The 18,752-nt window shown below is 66.6% G+C and carries 12 protein-coding genes; 5 read left to right on the top strand and 7 right to left on the bottom strand.

Annotated features, from left to right (window positions below; all coding sequences use genetic code 11):
- Position 1: 1 nt before the first annotated feature.
- Both FBZ87_RS18620 and FBZ87_RS18615 read right to left on the bottom strand, forming a co-directional pair.
- The gene (locus tag FBZ87_RS18620) at positions 2-1,075 is read right to left on the bottom strand and encodes a LacI family DNA-binding transcriptional regulator (protein WP_145612074.1); all 1,074 of its coding nucleotides are present in this window, start codon (positions 1,073-1,075) and stop codon (positions 2-4) included.
- A gap of 276 nt (positions 1,076-1,351) precedes the next feature.
- A complete protein-coding gene (locus tag FBZ87_RS18615; RefSeq protein ID WP_145612073.1) occupies positions 1,352-4,480 on the bottom strand; it encodes a TonB-dependent receptor in 3,129 nt (1,042 codons plus the stop codon).
- A 1,124-nt stretch (positions 4,481-5,604) separates the two neighbouring features.
- Between FBZ87_RS18615 and FBZ87_RS18610 the strand changes: the two genes are divergently transcribed.
- Positions 5,605-8,298 carry a TonB-dependent receptor gene (locus tag FBZ87_RS18610; RefSeq protein ID WP_246134479.1) on the top strand — a complete coding sequence of 898 codons (2,694 nt, stop codon included), beginning with the start codon at positions 5,605-5,607 and terminating at the stop codon, positions 8,296-8,298.
- Positions 8,299-8,455: 157 nt separating this feature from the next.
- On the opposite strand, the gene lldD is transcribed toward FBZ87_RS18610, so the two are convergent.
- The 5 genes from lldD to FBZ87_RS18585 all read right to left on the bottom strand — a co-directional run bounded on the left by lldD (position 8,456) and on the right by FBZ87_RS18585 (position 13,142).
- Positions 8,456-9,586: an FMN-dependent L-lactate dehydrogenase LldD gene (lldD, locus tag FBZ87_RS18605; RefSeq protein WP_145612071.1), complete on the bottom strand. Its 1,131-nt coding sequence runs from the start codon at positions 9,584-9,586 to the stop codon at positions 8,456-8,458.
- A gap of 35 nt (positions 9,587-9,621) precedes the next feature.
- Positions 9,622-10,353: an SDR family oxidoreductase gene (locus FBZ87_RS18600; protein WP_211106996.1), complete on the bottom strand. Its 732-nt coding sequence runs from the start codon at positions 10,351-10,353 to the stop codon at positions 9,622-9,624.
- Positions 10,354-10,454: 101 nt separating this feature from the next.
- Positions 10,455-11,462 carry an aldo/keto reductase gene (locus FBZ87_RS18595; protein ID WP_145612070.1) on the bottom strand — a complete coding sequence of 336 codons (1,008 nt, stop codon included), beginning with the start codon at positions 11,460-11,462 and terminating at the stop codon, positions 10,455-10,457.
- Position 11,463: 1 nt separating this feature from the next.
- Positions 11,464-12,345: a fumarylacetoacetate hydrolase family protein gene (locus FBZ87_RS18590; protein WP_145612069.1), complete on the bottom strand. Its 882-nt coding sequence runs from the start codon at positions 12,343-12,345 to the stop codon at positions 11,464-11,466.
- A gap of 86 nt (positions 12,346-12,431) precedes the next feature.
- A complete protein-coding gene (locus FBZ87_RS18585) occupies positions 12,432-13,142 on the bottom strand; it encodes a GntR family transcriptional regulator (protein ID WP_145612068.1) in 711 nt (236 codons plus the stop codon).
- 59 nt (positions 13,143-13,201) lie between these two features.
- On the opposite strand from FBZ87_RS18585, the gene FBZ87_RS18580 reads away from it, so the two are divergent.
- From FBZ87_RS18580 to FBZ87_RS18565, 4 genes are all read left to right on the top strand, one after another.
- The gene (locus FBZ87_RS18580; RefSeq protein ID WP_145612167.1) at positions 13,202-14,344 is read left to right on the top strand and encodes a mandelate racemase/muconate lactonizing enzyme family protein; all 1,143 of its coding nucleotides are present in this window, start codon (positions 13,202-13,204) and stop codon (positions 14,342-14,344) included.
- A 4-nt stretch (positions 14,345-14,348) separates the two neighbouring features.
- On the top strand, positions 14,349-15,209 hold the full coding sequence (locus FBZ87_RS18575) for an amidohydrolase family protein (protein WP_211106994.1): 861 nt from the start codon (positions 14,349-14,351) through the stop codon (positions 15,207-15,209).
- A gap of 81 nt (positions 15,210-15,290) precedes the next feature.
- Positions 15,291-16,577 (top strand): MFS transporter, encoded by a 1,287-nt coding sequence (locus FBZ87_RS18570; RefSeq protein WP_145612067.1) that lies wholly within the window; start codon positions 15,291-15,293, stop codon positions 16,575-16,577.
- A 43-nt stretch (positions 16,578-16,620) separates the two neighbouring features.
- Positions 16,621-18,738 carry a right-handed parallel beta-helix repeat-containing protein gene (locus tag FBZ87_RS18565; protein WP_145612066.1) on the top strand — a complete coding sequence of 706 codons (2,118 nt, stop codon included), beginning with the start codon at positions 16,621-16,623 and terminating at the stop codon, positions 18,736-18,738.
- Positions 18,739-18,752 lie beyond the last annotated feature (14 nt).

Below are 18,752 nucleotides of genomic sequence, written 5' to 3'. Positions count from 1 at the left end.
CCTAGCCCGCCTTCCTGGTGCGGCGGCGCGCCGGGTTCTGCGCTTTTGGCCGGGCGGTGGAGGCACGCACCACCAGGTCATGCGATACCAGCCGGTGGGGCACGGTGGCGTCGCCGCGCGGGCGTTCCATGAGGCGGGAGATCAGCAGATCCGCCGCCTCCTCCCCCAGCTTGCGCATGGGCTGGCGCACGGTGGTTAGCGGCGGCCAGGTCATGCTGGCAATGGGGCAATCGTCGAAGCCGGCCACTGACAGGTCGTCGGGCAAGCTCAGGCCCCGCGCCTGGGCCACGACGATGACGGCGGCCGCCATCTCGTCATTGCAGGCGAAGATGGCGGTGGGCGGCTCCGGCAAACTCAGCAGCCGCTCGGCGCAGGGTAGGGCGGAGGGGAAGGTGAAGGCGCCCTGCTCGATCAGGTCCGGATCCTCGGCGATGCCCAGCTCCGCCAGCGCGTCGCGATAGCCCAGGTGGCGGCGCTCGGTGGCGCCGTGGTTGGCGGGGCCCTTGATCAGGCCGATGCGGCGGTGGCCCAGCGACAGCAGGTGGCGGGTCAGGGCGGCCGCCGCCTGCCGCTCGTCGATCCAGACGGAGGAGAAGGTGTCGCCGCCGCTTTCCGCCGTCACCCGCACCAGGGGTATGCCGCTTTCCGTCAGGACCGACAGCACGCGCGGCTCGTCGGTGATGGGGGCGGTCAGCACCACGCCGTCGGGGCGCAGCCAGTCCAGCACGGCGCGCACCCGCCGTTCCACATCTTGGCCGCGATAGTCGATCTCCTCGATCAGCAGGTGATAGCCCCGGGCGCGGCAGCGGTTCAGCAGTCCCACCTGGATTTCCATGGTGTAGGGGCCGGCGGGGTCGCCGTAGAGGTGGCCCAGCAGATAGGATCGTTTGCCGGCCAGCGTGCGCGCCGACATGTTGGGGTGATAGCCCAGGTCATGGATGGCCTTCATCACCTTGTCCAAGGTGGCGCGGTTGACGTAAGGCTCGCCGTTCAGCACGCGCGACACGGTCTTGATGGAAACCCCGGATTCACGGGCGACGTCGATGATCGTCGGTTTCCGGGCGTCATTCCCCATGTGGCATCGCTCCCCTCGGCACCAGCTGTCACTACTCCTGTAATGGCACAAAAAAGAAAGGGCGGCACGATCGCAATCATGCCGCCCGGAGTGGGCGCATAGTCCCCGGGGAGAGGGTATGCGCATAGAAGGGAGATCAAGAAGAAGGCCCGGGAACGACCAAACCCGGCAGTTCCCGGTTCGGGGACCTTTTGGAAAGCAGAACCTGAAGGCCCCCGGGTTCTGCAGGATCCGGCCCGGCGTCGCTGCCGGACCGGCCCCCGCAGCTCACGGGCATCAGCCGCCGAACTTGAACCGCCCGCCCAGCATGAAGCGGCGACCCGCGTTCACGTAGGTGAAGGGCTGGTTCTTGAACTGCAGGTAGGTCTCCTGAGACTCATCGGTCAGGTTGATGGCCTCGAAGGTGATGCCGAACTCAGGCGTGAACTGATACGCGATCTGGGCGTCCAACTGGCCGTAGGGCCGGCTGAACACGCCATAGGTCACCGACTTGTTGGTGGTGGCGTCCAGGATGGCGAAGGTGGAGCCGATGGCGTCGCCGTTCACGGCGCTGGACCGCCAGCTGTAGGACAGCCGGGCTTCCAGGCCGCCCTTCTGATAGTAGGTCTGCGCCGTCAGGGCGTGCAGCGACACGCCGGGGATGGGCAGGTCCTGGGCGAAGTCGGTGTGGGTGGACGAGGTGGACAGCGAGTAGGTGTAGTTGGCGTTGAAGCCGACGCCGAAGTCGAAGGCGTACTGCGCCCCGATTTCGAAGCCCTTGATGCTGCCGCCGGCGCCGTTGCTGGGGGCGGTGAAGCCCGCGGTGCTGCCGCCGAAATCGTCCATCACGGTGATGGAGGTGGTCTGCGTCTGGATGAAGGTGTCGATGGACTTGTAGAAGCCGCCGAAGGTCAGCGCGCCCTGCTCACCGAAATACCATTCGTAGCCGATGTCGATCTGGGTGGCGCGGAAGGGATCCAGGTTCGGGTTGCCGCCGCTGCCGCCCACGAAGGCGAAGCCCTGCTTGCCCGCCGTGTTGGTCTCACGGGTGAAGTTGTACTGCGCGCCGCGGCCCAGGTCGTAGGGGCTGGGCGGGGACATGACGCGGGCGGCGGAGAAGCGGACCTTCTGGTCCGGCGCCACGTCCAGCACCAGGTTCATGCTGGGCAGGATGTCGGTGTAGTGCCGTTCCGCCGTGACGATGTCGGGGTTGGTGATGGCGTTGGAGCCGTCCCAGGATTCGTCGGAGATGTAGATGGGGTTGGCGGGCAGGGCGCCGGCCGTCACCTTCTGCACCGTGTCGACGATGCGGGCGCCGATGTTCAGGTGGAAGCGATCCTCCTTGCTGCCCATGTCGGCCATGGCGTAGCCGGAGACGCGCTGGCTTTCGATGACGAAGGAGTTGATGGGGTCGCGCACCATCTTGCCCGGGAACTGCGGGAAGTTGCCCTGCAGCCACTGCACCGGGTTCTGCATCTGGGACAGGTTCTGCACCAGGATGCTGCTGCCCGCGTTGCCGGTGGGGAAGAAGTTGTTGACCAGCTGCGCCCGGTTGGGGGCGCTCAGCGCTGTCTGGGCGGGAATGACCGGCGGCGTTTGCGACGGGGCGCCGCTGGCGCCGACGAAGTTGCCGCCGGCAGTGGCGCCGGTGGCGGCGTTGGTCATGCCCTCGTTCAGGATGGCCGGGTCCATGTAATAGCCGTAGGTGCCATAGCAGGTGCCGTTGCTGCAGTACCCGGTCTGGCCGGCCGAGGACTTGTCCAGCTCATAGTGCGACAGGCTGTAGTTGATCTTGTCGTCGGTGTAGCGCACGCCGGCGGTGAAGGTGGTCTTGATCGCCTTGATGAAATCGGCGTCGTACTCGCCGTCGGCATGGCCGGACCACAAATCGTCCTTGGAGTGGATGTTCCACGCCCAGGCCGACTTGAAGACGGCGTTGTTGGGGTTGCTGATCAGATCGGCGTAGGGCGCGTTGTACGATACCGACGGCAGGGTGCCGTTGTTGACGTAGTTGAAGGAATAGGCCGGGCCGTGGCTGACCGGGCTGCTGCCGCCGGGGGCCGAGGGGTTCAGCGGGGCGTTGCAATAGCCGTTGGGGCTGGTGGCGCAGGGCTGGGCGGCGTTGTACTGCGAATACTCGACGTCCTGCTGCGCGCTGTCGGAATTGTATTCCGAGGTGGCGTAGGCGACCTTGAACTTGGCGCGGAACGGCCCGCCGTTGTCCCACTTGCCGCCGAAGTGGAAGTTGTCCGCCGTGAGGTGGACGTTCTGCACGTCGCTGTCGCCTTCAGCACCCAGGGCGCGGATGGTGGCCGACTTGATGACGCCGTTGCTGTCGATGCTGTAGGGCTGGCTGGGGTCGATGCCCAAGCCCAGGCCGTTGGAATTGAACCACAGCTTGTTCGACGCTTCCTGGGTCAGGATGTCGTAGGTGGAATGCAGCCAGTCGGCGTTCAGGGTCAGGCTGTCGGTGACGGCGTAGTCGATGCCCAGCTGGCCGCTGATGCGGGTGCGGTCGGTGTCGCGGTCGGTGAAGTACAGCAGCTCGGGCGAGATGTACTTCTGCGGGATGGTCGCCATCGGGTTGCTGGAGGTGCCGGCCGCCGGCTCGATGGCCCAGCCGCTGCGGTTCTGGCCCTGCATCATGTCGGAGTGGGTGTCGGTCTCGGAGTATGAGAACGCCGCCGTGATGCCGATCTTGTTGTTGAAGTTGTAGGTGCCGACGATGGCGCCGATGGGGGTCCAGTCTTCCATGCGGGCGTGCTCGCCCGTGGTCATGCGGAAGTTGCCGCCCACGGTCCAGCCCTGCGGGGTGTCCAGGGCCGAGCGGGTCTTCAGGTTGATGATGCCGCCCATGCCGCCTTCGACCAGGCTGGCTTGCGGCGACTTGTAGACGTCCACGCCGGCGATCAGGTCGGACGGGATGGCTTCCAGCGAGTTGGTGGCGGTGTTGCCGCCGCCGCCGGACCCTTCACCGCTGGCGTAGGCTTCCAGGCCGGACAGGAAGGGTTCGTCGTTCAGCACCGTGACGTTCTGGCTCAGGCCGCGGATGCGCACGCGGGTGCCCTGGCCGTTGTCGCGGTCGATCTGCACGCCCGACAGGCGTTGCAGCGATTCCGCGATGTCCTGGTCGGGCATCTTGCCCATGTCTTCGGCCGTGACGGATTCGATGATCAGGTTCGACTGGCGCTTGTTTTCCAGCGCGTCGGCCAGCGACTTGCGGAACCCGGTGACGATGATTTCCTCAACACCGCCCTGCTCGGCCGGGGAGGCCTGGGACGTGGCCTGGGGGGCGGCCTGCGGATCGGGTGCTGCCGGCTGCGTGCTTTGGGCGAAGGCGGTGGGCGCGGCCAGGGTGGCAGCCAAGGCGGCGCAGGAGGCGGCACCCATCAACAGCCGCCGTAACATCTTCAACTCTCCGTACATGCGAGGTCCCTCCCTTGGGGGGTATTCGTGGATGCGCGGGCCCGGCCGCTGGCCACGGTTCCCGCCCGCAACCCATGGTTTAGGGTGCGCGCCAGGGAACGGCACAGCGCTGCTGTCCGGTCGCGACGGATCTACCTGATACTGGAATAAGGGCATGCCGATCTGACAGTCGGCTGAACCCCTCCCTCTCCGTTACCGGGAAAGGTCAACCAGTTCTAACTATAGTGAGTATGTCCATGACAGGGTCGGCAGATTGCTTGCGCGCTCATGTCTCTATCCTCCCGAGATATATTTATTTTTTACTGAGACTTAGGCTCAACCTTACTGAGCGCCGGCGGTATGCTTCCGCAAAATCCTTCCCATACGCCGCCCGGCGATTGGATCGCAGGCAGCATCCGGGTGCTTGCCGGGTGTCAGCTCTGTTATTAATAGTTGCGTTGACAGCGTTGTCAAATCATTTCTATTTTTTGCTTTTCTTAATCACAGTGTCCCCCAACACATAAAGTGGCCAAATCACGCTGAAATTGGCCAGACCCCCGTCCCGCTAAGCACCATGTTATTGAAATATATAGTTATTTCCGAACATTCGGTCAGGGTTTCAGGATAATTTATGCACGGCAGCAGGGCCCGTAGATCTGATAGGTCGAGGCTGCCGCTATACATTTGATCTTCCAGCTGCCGGAGACCTAACAGGGGTGCCGTGGCGATGGCTTCATAGGCTCCCTCACAGCCGGAATCGGGCCCGTTAGGCTTGAAGTGGATGGGGAGAACCTGCGCGGGCGGCCCGACTTCAAGGAATTCTGTTTCCGACCGGCTGGCACGAGGTCCGCGCCTGGGAGGAGAAGCGGGCCCGGCGCGTTTGGGCCGCCTGCCCGAGAGTCATGGTCATTGCAGGTTTGGAACGAGGCCGGCGGCGCGAATGCCGCCGGTCTTGCGCGTTGCCGGCTGCCTAACGCTGTAGCGAAATCGCGCCCCGCGCCATCCATTCCCCAATCTCATTTTTGATGTGGCTGAGTGCAGAAAAGCCGTTGCATGGAATTTCATAACGTGTCACTGATATTTCAAACAACGGGCACTGGCATCTCGCTGTCATAAGCCCATCGATCAGGGAGAGGACGTTCATAATGAAGCGTACGTTGATGGGGCTCGCCCAAGGTGTGGCGTGCTGCGCCCTGCTGCATGCCACGGTAGGCACGGCCTTCGCTCAGCAGGCGGCGACACCGGCCACCGACGACCAGGGCCTGGAAGAGATCGTGGTCACGGGCATCAAGCGCTCCCTGCAGGTGGCCACCGAGATCAAGCGCAATTCGGTCAACGTCGTCGACAGCATCGCCAGTGAAGACCTGGGCAAGATGCCGGACCAGAACGTGGCCGAATCCCTGCAGCGCATCACCGGTGTCGCCATCGACCGCAACCGTGGCGACGGTCAGTTCATCTCGGTCCGCGGCCTGGGTCCCCAGTTCAACACCGTCACCCTGAACGGCCGCACCCTGGCCACGGAAAACGTGGGCCGTGAGTTCAGCTTCGACGTCCTGCCCTCCGAGCTGATTTCCGGCGCCGACGTCTACAAGAGCCCCAGCGCCAACATCAACGGCGCCTCCATCGGCGCCACGGTGAACATCCGCACGGTACGCCCGCTGGAGCAGAAGCAGGACCTGGTGGTGGCCGGCAGCGCCCGCGCGCTGTATGGCGAGCTGGCGGACAGCACCAACCCCTCGCTGTCCGGCGTCGTCAGCTGGCACAATCCGGAATCGACCTTCGGCGTGGCGCTGGTGGCCTCTTACGAGAAGCGCGACAGCCGCGACGATGAATTCGACATCGGTGCCGGCCATGTGAAGCGCGGCAACGTCGACCCTACCGACTACTGGTACGGCCGCACCGCCCCCGGCGTGGGCAGCTTCACCGGCGTGGACATGCCGTCCAACCTGTCGCCCTTCTTTTATGAGACGTCGCGCAAGCGCACGGGCCTGAACGGCACCGTCCAGTACCAGCCGAACGACAACCTGACGTTCACGCTGGACGGCTTCTATACCAAGATGGACCAGATCGACCAGTCGCAGGGCCTGGCCTACGACTTCTCCTCCGGCATGCTGATCGACCAGGTGGTCAAGAACGGCTCCGCCGTCTATCAGAAGATCGTCGGCGGCACGGTGGACGAGATCGTCACCTACACCCCGCGCCTGACCGAAACCTACCTGGTGGGCCTGAACACCGCCTGGCACAAGGACGCCTTCAAGCTGGTGTTCGACGCCTCCACCTCGCAGGCGACGCGCAACGGCAAGGAAGACAGCATCTTCTCCACCATCCGCCGCCGCGACATGACCATGACGTTCGACCGGCGCAACGGCAGCCCGATCTACGACTATAACTTCACCTCGCCCACCATTCCCAACGTCGCGACCGACGTGAACCACGTCGGGGCCCACTACAACCTGTGGGGCGGCACCGACTACAAGGATGAGATCAACGAGGCGAAGCTGGACGGCACCTGGGACCCCGGCGGCGGCATCTCCATCTCCGCCGGCGCGTCGCACCAGGAACGCACCAAGACGGCGGATGCCATCAGCCAGCCGGGTTCCGTGTCCTGCGCCTATTGCGGCGGCGCGGTGCTGCTGCCGTCGTCGCTGTTCACGCCGACGACCATGGACTTCTTCTCCAAGTACCAGAGCGACAACATCGTGCGGAACTGGATCACCTACGATCCGCACGCCATGGTCAACTACCTGCTATCGCGGCCGGAGGGCATCTTTACCCGGCCCGTGGCCGACCCGGCCGCCAGCTCCCGCGTGAAGGAGAAGGTGAACCTGGGCTACCTCATGTTCGACCTGAAGACGGAGATCGGCGGCCTGCCCCTGTCCGTCAACACCGGCGTGCGTATCGAGGACACGACGTACACCAGCGCCGGTGCCGCGCAGACCGTGCTGAGCGCCAAGCCCAACGGCCAGGGCCAGAACCTCATCGTGCTGTCGGATGTCCAACCCATCAGCTTCAGCGGCCACTACACCGACGTCCTGCCATCGCTGAACGTCAAGCTGGACCTGACCGACGACCTGGTGGCCCGCTTCGCCACCTCCCGCGTCATGACCCGCCCGACCCTGTCCGACCTGTCGCCGGCCCAGACCATCCTGTCCAACCCGGGCAACGAGCAGATCACCAAGGGCAACCCCGACCTGAACCCTTTCCGCGCCTCACAGGCGGAATTCGGCCTGGAATGGTACTTCCAGCCCCTGTCCATGCTGTCGGCCGCCCTGTTCTACAAGAACATCGACAGCTTCGTGGCCCAGGCCACGACGCCGCAGAAGGTGGATCAGGTGGTGTTCCAGGTGACCCAGCCCACCAACGGCAAGGGCGCCACGGTGAAGGGGCTGGAGGTCGGCTACCGCCAGGTATTCGACAGGCTGCCGGGGCCGTTCGACGGCCTGGGCGGGCAGGCCAGCTTCACCTACGTGGAAAGCGACGCCCAGTACGCCAACGTGGTCAGCGGCGCCAGCTATGGCCTGCAGGGCCTGTCCAAATACTCCTACAGCCTGGTCGCCTTCTATGAGAAATACGGCGTCCAGGCCCGCCTGGCTTATACCTGGCGCGACAAGTTCCTGCAGGTGGCCAGCGGCCGCAACGGCGATCCGGAATATTTCGACGCCTACGGCCAGCTGGACGCCAGCCTGTCCTACGACCTGACGCAGAACATCGCCCTCACCCTGGAAGGCTTGAACCTGACGGACGAGAACGAGTTCATCTACTCCACCACGCCCGACCGCACCAAAGAGTACCGCACCACCGGCCGCCGCTTCGCCGCCGGCGTGCGCGTGAAGTTTTAGGCTCCCGGCATCTCACCCGGTTTCTCCCAGACCGGCGTTTCTTCCACCAACCTCCCACCCCCTACCCCGGCAACGGGGTGGGGTTCTTTTTGGGTCATCGCGGATTAGCGGGTAGAGGCGCACAACGGCGCGTTCTGTCATGAAAAGAGGTTCCCTCTCACGCCAGGATCGACCGGTCGATCTCCCCCACGCCACGCACGCCCGTCAGCGCCATGGCGACCTTCATTTCCTTGGCGTAGATCTCCAGCAGCTGGGTGACCCCGGCCTCGCCGCGGGCGGCCATGGCGTAGAGCCAGGCGCGGCCCAGCAGGACGCCCTTGGCGCCCAGGGCCAGCATGCGCACCACGTCCAGGCCGGAGCGGACGCCGCCGTCGGCCAGCACGGTCAGGCGGTCGCCCACCGCGTCGGCGATGGCGGGCAGGGCCTTGGCCGAGGACAGAACGCCGTCCAGCTGCCGGCCGCCATGGTTGGAGACGACGATGCCGTCGGCGCCGATGTCGGCGGCCGCGCGGGCGTCGTCGGGGTCCAGGATGCCCTTGATGATCAGGGGGCCGTCCCAGCCCTGGCGGATCCACTCCAGGTCCTGCCAGCAGATGGACGGGTCGAAGTTGGAACCCAGCCAGCCCATGTAGTCGTTCAGGCCGCTCTTGTCGCCCAGCACCGGTTCCAGGTTGCCCAGCCTGTGGGGACGGCCGTGCAGGCCCACGTCCCAGGCCCAGGCGGGCTTGCCCACGGCCTGCAGCATGCGGCGCAGCGGCGCGTTGGGGCCGGACATGCCGGAATGGGCGTCGCGGTAGCGGGTGCCGGGTACCGGCATGTCCACCGTGAACACCAGGGCCTTGGCTCCCAGCGCCTTGGCGTTGGCCAGCAGCTCGCGCATGAAGCCGCGGTCGCGGATGACATAGAGCTGGAACCACAGCGGCCCGTCCGTGCCCGCCGCCACCTCCGCCAATGAGCAGATGGAGACGGTGGACAGGCAGAAGGGCAGGCCCGCCCGGTTGGCGGCGCGGGCCGCCTGCACCTCCCCCCGCCGGCGGAACATGCCGGAGATGCCGACCGGCCCCAGGGCCACGGGCATGGCGACGTCCTGCCCGAACAGGCGGGTGCCCAGCATGATGTCGGCCACGTTCTTCAGCACGCGCTGGCGCAGCGCCAGGTCGGCAAGGTCGTCGACGTTGCGGCGCATCGTCTGCTCCGTCCCCGCACCGCCGTCGGCATAGTCGAACAGGAAGCGGGGGAGGCGGCGCCTGGCCGCCTCCCGGAAATCACGAGGAGAGGAAATGATCATGCCAAAGTCCCCATACCCTTCAGGCCCCATGCCCATTAGGCGTTCGACCAGCCGCCGTCGATGACGTTGATCGTGCCGGTAGTGTAGGAGGAAAGGTCGGACGCGAGATAGAGGGCCAGTTCCGCGATCTCCTCCGGCCGGCCGATGCGGCCCATGGGCTGGCGGGCGACGAAGGCGGCGCGGGCGGCGTCGGCATCGCCCGTCGCGGCCAGCCGCTCATCCAGCGAGGGCGACTGCACCGTGCCGGGGCAGATGGCGTTGCAGCGGATGTTCCGGCCCACGAAGTCCACGGCGACCGACTTGGTCAGGCCGATGACGGCGGCCTTGGTCACGCCGTAGGCGAAGCGGTTGGCCACGCCCAGGACCGAGCCCGCCACCGACGACATGTTGACGATGGAGCCGCCGCCGCGCGCGATCATGCCGGGCAGGAAGGCTTGGATCATGCGGAAGGCCGCCTTGACGTTCAGGTCGTAGGAGAAGTCCAGGTCCTTTTCCGCCGTCGTGGCCAGCGTGCCGGCGTGGACATAGCCAGCACAGTTGAACAGCACGTCGATGCCGCCGATGTCTTCGGCCAGCGCCTGAATGGCCACGCCGTCCAGCAGGTTCAGGGTGCGGGTCTCCACGCCCGTCATGCTGGCCAGCGTTTCGGGGTTGATATCCAGCGCGATGACCCGCGCGCCCTCGCGGGCGAACAGCTCGGCACTGGAGCGGCCGATGCCCTGGCCGGCGGCGGTGACGATGGCGGTCTTGCCTTCAAGGCGTCCCATGATGGTGTTTCCTTCAGGTGATGTCAGCGGCATGCCGCCCTAGGATGCGACCGCATCCGCCGCAGTTTTGCGGGGAGCGTCAGGGGACTGGAGCGGCCTGATTAAACAGGCACCGGCGCATCGGCGCGCAGCAGACCCTGGTGTTTCAGGTCCGCCCACAGGGCGGTGGGGATGGGGTGGCGGACCAGGCTGACGGCCCGTTCCACCTGACGCGGACTGTCCATGCCGGGGATGACGGAGACCACCTGGCCATGGGCCAGGGGGAATTGCAGGGCCGCCGCTGCGAGGGGCACGCCGTGGGCGTCGCACACCGCCTCGATGGCGGCCACGCGGGCCACAATGTCGGGCGGGGCCGGTTGGTACTGGTAGTTGACGGGGCCGGGGCCCTTCACGCCGGTGGCCAGGATGCCGGAGTTGTAGGGGCCGCCGATGACGATGCTGACGCCCCGTTGCGCGCACAGCGGCAGGAACACGTCCAGCGACGACTGGTCCAGCAGGGTGTAGCGGCCGGCCAGCAGCATCAGGTCGTAATCGCCGTGGGCCAGCGCCTCGACGCAGACCTCCCACTCGTTCACGCCCAGGCCGATGGCGCCCACGGCCCCGCCGTCGCGCAGCTCCCGCAGCGCGCGGTAGCCGCCCGCCATGAATTGGCGGAACGTCTCCGCATGGCGGTCGCCGTGGACGTAACGGCCGATGTCGTGGACGTAGAGGATGTCGATGCGCTCCCGCCCCAGCCGTTGCCGGCTGGCCTCATAGGAGCGCATGACCGCGTCGTAGGAATAGTCGAAGCGGCTCTCGAACGGTTCCGGCGTCACGAAGCCCTGGCGCACCCGGGTCAAGTCGGCGTCCGGCACCGGGTCCAGCCGCCGGCCCACCTTGGTGGAGAGGATGAGCTTCCCCTCCGGGTCCAAGGCGGACAGGATGCGGCCCAGGCGCTTCTCCGACAGGCCGAAGCCATAGTGCGGGGCGGTGTCGAGGTAGCGGATGCCGGCCCCCAGGGCCGACCGGATGGTGGCCTCGGCGTCCTCCTCCGGCATGGCGCGGTAGAGGTTGCCGATGGGCGCGGCCCCGAAGCCGAGCGCGCCCAGGGAAGAGGGGTCCAGCGCCATGCTATTCTACCGTGTTCTGGGCCACCGTGTTCTGGGCCGTGCTCCAGGCCACGGTGCGCTGGCGCTGCGTGCCCAGGCCGTCGATGCCCAGTTCGATCACGTCGCCGGGCTTGAGATAGGTGGGCGGGGTCTGGCCCAGGCCCACGCCGGCGGGGGTGCCCGTGCTGATGACGTCACCCGGCATCAGGGTCATGTAGCGGCTGATGTAGCTGACCAGGTGGGCCACGCCGAACACCATCTCCGCCGAGGTGCCGTTCTGGTAGCGATGGCCGTTGACCGTCAGCCACATGCCCAGGGCCTGCGGGTCGGGGATGTCGTCCTTGGTCGCCAGGAAGGGGCCGATGGGGCCGAAGGTGTCGCAGCTCTTGCCCTTCACCCATTGGCCGCCATGCTCCAGCTGGAATTCACGCTCCGACAGGTCGTTGATCAGGACATAGCCGGCCACGTGGTCCAGCGCCTTTTCCAGCGGCACATGGCGGGCGGTGTCGCCGATGACCACGCCCAGCTCCACCTCCCAATCCGTCTTCACCGAGCCGTAGGGGATGACGATGTCGTCGTTGGGGCCGCAGATGGCGGTGGTGGCCTTCATGAAGATGATGGGCTGGCTGGGCAGGGGCAGGTTGGATTCCGCCGCATGGTCGCGGAAGTTCAGGCCCACGCAGATCATCTTGCCCACGCGCCCGACGGCTGGCCCGATGCGCTGGCCCGCCGGCAGGGCGGGCAGCGTGGCGGGGTCGATGGCCGCCAGCCGCGCCAGGCCGGCGCTGGTCAGCACGTCGCCGGCGATGTCATCGACGATGCCGGTCAGGTCGCGCGGGGCGCCCTGGGCATCCAGCAGGGCGGGGCGTTCATGGCCGGGGGCGCCGTAACGGGCCAGTTTCATCACGTATCCATTCGGTTGAGACGGTTGAGTCGCAACTGATATATTAGATACGTCATTTCATATGTCAACGGCGCGCGACCGCAGACTCAGAACATGCCCAGGATGCGTTGCAGGGCCGCCTGGAAGTGTACGGTCAGCGCCGCTTCCGCCCGGTCGCCGTCGCGGTCGGTGCAGGCCCGCAGCACCTCGATATGCTCATTCAAGGTACGCAGGGCCAGCGGCTGGGTGATCAGCCGTTCCAGCCGGATCAGGGTGACGTAGTTCTTCAGCCGGCGGGCCGTCGTCTCGATCAGCGGGTTGCGCAGGCAGGCGATCATGGCGCCGTGGAAACGCTGTTCCAGCCCTTCCAGCGTCTGGGTCAGGGCGGGGGTCAGGCCATCCCTTTCTATGGCGGCGATCAGGGCCTGGTGGTCGGCCAGCAGGGCCGCGATCTCCGCCGCGTCGCCGGTTTCCGCATAGGTGCGGGCGGCCGCGCGCTCTATGATGGAGCGGAACTGATAGGTGGATCGGGCGAATTCGAAGTCCGGCTTCAGGAACTGGATGCCGGAGCGGGGATGGATGGTCAGCACCCCTTCCGCCTCCAGTACGCGCAGCGCGTCGCGCAAGGGCTGCACCGGGATGCCCAGCAACTGCACCAGGTCATTCTGCGACACGAAGGCGCCGGCCGGCACCTTGCGGGCGAACAGCCCTTCCAGGATGGCGCTGTAGGCGATCTCACTCAGGCGCTTGCCCTCCGGGGCGCTGCCGGTGTCCTCGATCGCCGCGTTTGCCGCTTGCTTTTTGCGTGCCGCTGCCATATCTAATTCGTATCCTGATATTTCAGATATCGATATCTGAATAGAGTGTAGCGGTGAAAATGCAGATCGTCGACTTCCGCATCACACGATTCCAGTTTGCCCGAGATCGGGTCATCGGGGATAGCCAAGTCCGTACCGACGACGTTCATGTCGCAGCCCTGGAACTGGTCGGTTCCGACGGGTCGACGGGCCTAGGATTCGTTCAGTCGCTGTTCTTCCCCCTGCCGGAGGAGGCGGAGATCATCCGCGTCTTCCAGTCGGAGGTGTGGCCCGGGGTGGAGGGGCAGCAGTCCGGCGCCCTGGCCCATCGGGTGACCCGGCCGCGCGGCGGCATCGCCCGGCGCTATACCCTGCCGTTCGAGGAAGCGTTGCAGCAGGCCGTCTGGGATCTGTTCGCCAAGTCTGTGGGCCTGCCGCTGTGGCGGTTGCTGGGTGCCCGCAAGCAGAAGGTGCGCGCCTATGCGTCCGGCCTGGATTTCCACCTGGACGATGGGGCGTTCCAGGACCTGTTCGCCCATGCCGCGTCCGAGGGCTTCACCGCCTTCAAGATCAAGGTGGGCCATCCTGAGATCGGGCGCGACATCCACCGCCTGGATCTGCTGAAGCAGGCCGTGGGGCCTGACGCCACCGTGATGGTGGACGCCAACGAGGCCTGGTCACCCAAGCAGGCCATCCTGAACCTGGAGCTGATGCGCAAGGCCGGGCACGAGATCTTCTGGCTGGAGGATCCCATCCAGCGCAACGATTTCGACGGCCTGCGCCTGCTGCGCCAGACGGCCGGCCGCACCCTGATCAACAGCGGCGAATATCTGGACGTGTCGGGCAAGCGCGCGCTGATCGAGGCGGGCGGGGCCGACATGCTGAACGTCCACGGCCACGTCACCGACGTCATGCGCATCGGTTGGCTGGCGGCGGAGAAGGTGGTGCCGGTGACTTTGGGCAACTCCTTCCTGGAGGTCGGCGTCAACATGGCCTTGGCCCTGCCGGAGGTCGAGTGGCTGGAATACTCCTACCAGAACTTCGACCATCTGGTGGAGGAGAGCTACCGCCTGGAGGACGGCTACATTTACGGTCGGGAGGCGCCGGGCCACGGCCTGGTGCTGAGCGAGGAGGCGCGGCGCATCTGGCGCCGGCCGGCCATCCTGGACCGCGCCGACCTGGGCGCCGCCCCGCCGCAGGTCCGCCTTGCGCGCGCGGGATAAGCCCATGCTGATCGACGCCCATCTGCATTTCTGGGATCCGGCGCGCCTGCGCTACGACTGGCTGTCCCACGTTCCCTCCATCGCCGGGCCGCACACCCCGGCGGAATGGGCGGCGTTGGGATTGCCTGTCGAGCAGGCGGTGTTCGTGCAGGCGGACTGCGATCCGGCCCAGGCGCTGGATGAGGTCGACTGGGTCGCCGGCCTGGCGGACCGGGTACCGGTGGGCGGCATCGTGGCCTTCGCGCCCTTGGAACGGGGGGCGGGGGCGCAGGCGGCGATCGACGCCCTGGCCGCACGGCCCTTGGTGCGGGGCGTGCGCCGGTCGGTGCAGAACGAACCGCTGGCCTTCGTCACCGACCCTGACCATTTGGACGGCATGGTGCGGGCGGCGAAGGCGGGGTTCAGCCTGGACATCTGCGCCCGCGCGCCGCAGCTGCGGGATCTGGCCCATGCCTTGGATCATCTGTACGCGGCGGTGCCGGATGCCGTCACCGTGCTGGATCACCTGGGCAAGCCCGACATCGCCACTCACGGCGGTGACATCCGGGCCGACGGCTGGGCCGAGGCCGTGGCCCGGCTGGCGCGCTTCCCCAACCTGGCCTGCAAGATCTCCGGCCTGACCACCCAGGCGCGGTGGGACGGCTGGCGGGTGGAGGATTTGCGGCCCTATATCGACCATGTCCTGGCCTGCTTCGGTGCCGGGCGCTGCCTGTTCGGCGGCGACTGGCCGGTGGTGGACCTGGCCGGCGGCTACCCGGCGTGGCTGACGCTGTTCCAGGACATCGCCGCGGACTGGACCCAGGCGGAGCGGCACGCCGTCTGCCGGGAGACGGCGCGGCGGGTCTACCGGCTGGGCGGCGGATAATGCATCGATAGGCACTTGATCGGCAGCGGCCCCACCCAAGAGGGCCGGTCATGATGGCAGTCAGGGAGAGATCAACCAAAGATGAGCGACATTCCCATGGACGTCCCCCTTCCTTCCGCCCCGGCGGAAGACACCAGCCAGCATGTCGCGGGTCGGCGGCGTTGGGTCCTGCTCTGGTCGCTGCTGATCAATTTTTTCGTGCTGCTGGCCCTCTACAACGGGGTCATCTCGGTGCTGCTGCCCAACCAGGTGGCGGCGCTGGATCCGGCGGCGAAGGCGGCGAACCTCGCCATCGTCATGTCCATCACGTCCATCTTCTCGACGCTGACCACCCCCATCGCCGGCGCCCTGTCCGACCGCACGCGGTCGCGCTGGGGCCGGCGGTCGCCGTGGATCGCGCTGGCCTCCCTCATCGGGTCGATGTGCCTGTTCGGCGTGTCGCTGGTCACGTCCCTGTGGTCCATCACCGTGCTGTGGGTGATGGCGGCCATCGCCTACAACGCCATGCAGGGGCCATTATCCACCGTAGTGGCCGACCGCTTCGCGCCGGCCAATCGGGGGACCGCCTCGGGCTTCATCGGGGCGGGCATGACGGCAGGTGGCACGGTGGGCATCATCGTGGCGGGGCAACTGGCCAGCCAGTTGGTGCTAGGCTACCTGGTCTTCGCCCTGGCCGTCGCGGCCTGCTGCGTCGCCTTCGTTTTCCTGAACCGTGAGGTGCCGTCCGAACACCTCAAGCCCGCGCCCTTCAGCCTGCCGGGCTTCCTGCGCAGCTTCTGGATCAATCCGCGCCAGTATCCTGATTTCGGCTGGGCCTTCCTGGGCCGCTTCACGATCTACATGGGATACCAGGGGGTGGTGACCTACCAGCTCTACATCCTGCGGGACTACATCCAGCTGTCGGTGGATCAGGCCAACGTCGTCATCGGCAACATCTCCGCCATCACCTTCGTCATGCTGCTGTTCTCCGGCCTGGTTTCCGGCTTCCTGTCGGACAGGGTGGGGCGGCGCAAGCCCTTCGTCTTCTTCTCCTCCGTCATCATGGCGGCGGCCTGCGTGGTCCCGCTGGTCATCCCGACGGTGGAGGGGATGTACCTCTATGCCGGCATCGTCGGGCTGGGCTACGGCGCGTTCACGGCGGTGGACATGGCGCTGATGACGCAGGTGCTGCCCCGCGACACCGGGTCCACCGGCAAGGATCTGGGCATCCTGACCACGGCCATCAATATTCCGCAGGCCATCAGTCCCGTCATGTCGGCTTGGTTGCTGGGCTTGTCCGGTGGCGATTACAGCGTGCTGTTCATCGCGGCCATCCTCTTCGTCTTCGCCTCCTCGTTCTTCGTGTTGCCGATCCGGTCGGTACGCTGAGGCGGCCGGCGTCTTGAAAACAAAGCCTGTAAGGGGATGAGCGATGGGATCATATGCGGCGCGTCTCAGCCTGTTGGCTCTGCTTTTGACATCGGCGCCGGGGTGGTCGCAGACAGCAACCGCCCCCGATTTGCCCACCCCCGACCTGCCCCCCGGCCATCAGCCGGAACGGCTGTACGGGGAAAAGCTGCTAGCGACCATCAAGATCCCGCAACGGCCCACGCCGCCGCCCGTGGTCCTGTCGGTATCGCCCACCGGGTCCGACACGGGCGACGGGTCGCCGGCCCACCCCTTCGCCACGCTGGCCCGTGCCCAGGCCGCCGTGCGGGACCTGAACCGCGACCGGGACGTCATCGTGCGGCTGGCCGACGGGGTTTATCGCCTGGCGGAGCCGCTGCGCTTCTCCGCGGCCGATGGCGGGCAGGCGGGGCACCTGGTGCGCTGGGAGGCGGCGGACGGGGCCAAGCCGGTGATTTCCGGCGGCGACACGGTGACCGGCTGGCGGTTGGCCGATCCGGCCAAGGGGATATGGGCGGCCGACATCCCGCGCGGCGTCGACCCGCGCCAGATCTGGGTCAATGACCGGCTGGCCCGTCGGGCGACGCTGGAGGTGGGGCGCCAGGCCTTCCGCTTCCACGACTGGGGGATGGAGATCGTCGACCCGGCCTGGCGGGCCTTGGCCGACGTGCCGGACCAGAAGCGGATCGAGGTCGAGGGTACGGGCTGGTTCACCGACCGGCACGCGATGGTGGAACGGATCGAGGGCGACCGCATCGTCATGCAGCAGCCGGGTTGGCGGAACAACATCATCGGCTATGACACCATCGCCCGGCCGGTTTCCGAGGCCTCCGCCCGGCTTTTCCTGGTCAACGCCCTGGCCTTCCTGCGTGACCCCGGCCAGTGGTATGCCGATCCGGCCGCCGGCCGTCTCTATTACAAGCCCCGCGCCGGGGAGGACTTGGGCACGGCGTCGGTGGTTCTGCCGCGCCTGTCGATGCTGGTCTCCATCGCCGGCACCTATGACGTGCCGGTCAAGGATCTGCAGTTCAAGGGAGTGAGCTTCCAGCATACCAGCTGGCTGGAACCATCCGGCCCGCAGGGCTATGCCAGCCAGCAGAGCGGCGCCTTCCTGGCCGGCCAGCTTCCCGACTATCCCCAGGAGCCGATACGGGACTGCTCGTGGGGCTGCTGGGCGTTCGAGGCCGCCCGCAACCACTGGCGCCAGCAGCCGGCGGCGATCCAGGTGGCCGCCGCGACCCGCATCCTGTTCGAGGGGGGCGAGTTCGCGCACCTGGGGCAGGTGGCGCTGGGCATCGGCAACAATGCCGATGCCAATGACAGCGGCATCGGGCTGGGCGCCATCGCTGTCGAGGTGTCGCGCAACCTGTTCACCGACCTGTCGGGCGGCGCCATCATGGTGGGCGGTGTCACGCCGGATGCCCACCATCCGCCGCGTCCCGAAATGGGTGTCCGCGACATCCTGATCCGCAACAACCGGATCAGGACCGTGTCGCAAGACTATCGGGAACAGGCGGCCATCCTGGTCACCTATGCGACGGCGCCGGTGATCCTGCATAACGACGTGTCGGACACGCCCTATGACGGGATCGATGTTGGCTGGGGCTGGGGCGTCAACGACCCGGGCGGAAGCTCTGCCTATCGGACGCGGGAGCGCGGTTATTACGACCAGCCGGGCAATTTGGTCTACGACACGCCCACCATCCTGCGTGACGCCGTCATCGTCGGGAACCGCGTGCATTCCGTGAAGCAATGGTATGGGGACGGCGGCGCCATCTACCATCTTTCGGCCGATCCCGGCGGCCTGATCGCCGAGAATTACATTTACGACGTCCCCGGCGGCATCGGTCTCTACCTGGATGAGGGGTCGCGGTACCTGACCGTGCGCAACAACGTCGTCGACAAGGTCGACGTCTGGCTGAACGTCAACACCCTGGACTTCAACCTTCCCCGTCGCACGGCCATGGACGATCTGGCCTCGGGCAACTGGTTCCGCGACGGGCGGGCGCGGGGAACGCTGACCGACTATCTCAACAACCATCTGGCCGACAATGTCGAGGTCAAGGGCGACGCCTGGCCGGCCGGCGCGCGGGCGGTGATGGAACGCTCCGGCATCCAGCAGGACGAGGCGCCGCGGCGTTGATGGCGGCCGGGTTC

This window comes from Nitrospirillum amazonense (genome assembly GCF_007828035.1).
In the GTDB taxonomy this organism is placed as follows: Bacteria; Pseudomonadota; Alphaproteobacteria; order Azospirillales; family Azospirillaceae; genus Nitrospirillum; species Nitrospirillum amazonense.
The sequence above is the reverse complement of the archived record's forward strand: the minus strand, read 5'-3'. Positions and strand labels throughout refer to the sequence as shown.

Bases quoted from the DNA above. Each gene is read 5' to 3' on its own strand.
- FBZ87_RS18595 (WP_145612070.1), bottom strand. From the start codon at position 11,462: ATGGCGCTGGACCCCTCTTCCCTGGGCGCGCTCGGCTTCGGGGCCGCG.
- lldD (WP_145612071.1), bottom strand. From the start codon at position 9,586: ATGATCATTTCCTCTCCTCGTGATTTCCGGGAGGCGGCCAGGCGCCGC.
- FBZ87_RS18615 (WP_145612073.1), bottom strand. From the start codon at position 4,480: ATGTACGGAGAGTTGAAGATGTTACGGCGGCTGTTGATGGGTGCCGCC.
- FBZ87_RS18600 (WP_211106996.1), bottom strand. From the start codon at position 10,353: ATGGGACGCCTTGAAGGCAAGACCGCCATCGTCACCGCCGCCGGCCAG.
- FBZ87_RS18570 (WP_145612067.1), top strand. From the start codon at position 15,291: ATGAGCGACATTCCCATGGACGTCCCCCTTCCTTCCGCCCCGGCGGAA.
- FBZ87_RS18620 (WP_145612074.1), bottom strand. From the start codon at position 1,075: ATGGGGAATGACGCCCGGAAACCGACGATCATCGACGTCGCCCGTGAA.
- FBZ87_RS18575 (WP_211106994.1), top strand. From the start codon at position 14,349: ATGCTGATCGACGCCCATCTGCATTTCTGGGATCCGGCGCGCCTGCGC.
- FBZ87_RS18580 (WP_145612167.1), top strand. From the start codon at position 13,202: ATGCAGATCGTCGACTTCCGCATCACACGATTCCAGTTTGCCCGAGAT.
- FBZ87_RS18610 (WP_246134479.1), top strand. From the start codon at position 5,605: ATGAAGCGTACGTTGATGGGGCTCGCCCAAGGTGTGGCGTGCTGCGCC.
- FBZ87_RS18585 (WP_145612068.1), bottom strand. From the start codon at position 13,142: ATGGCAGCGGCACGCAAAAAGCAAGCGGCAAACGCGGCGATCGAGGAC.
- FBZ87_RS18590 (WP_145612069.1), bottom strand. From the start codon at position 12,345: ATGAAACTGGCCCGTTACGGCGCCCCCGGCCATGAACGCCCCGCCCTG.
- FBZ87_RS18565 (WP_145612066.1), top strand. From the start codon at position 16,621: ATGGGATCATATGCGGCGCGTCTCAGCCTGTTGGCTCTGCTTTTGACA.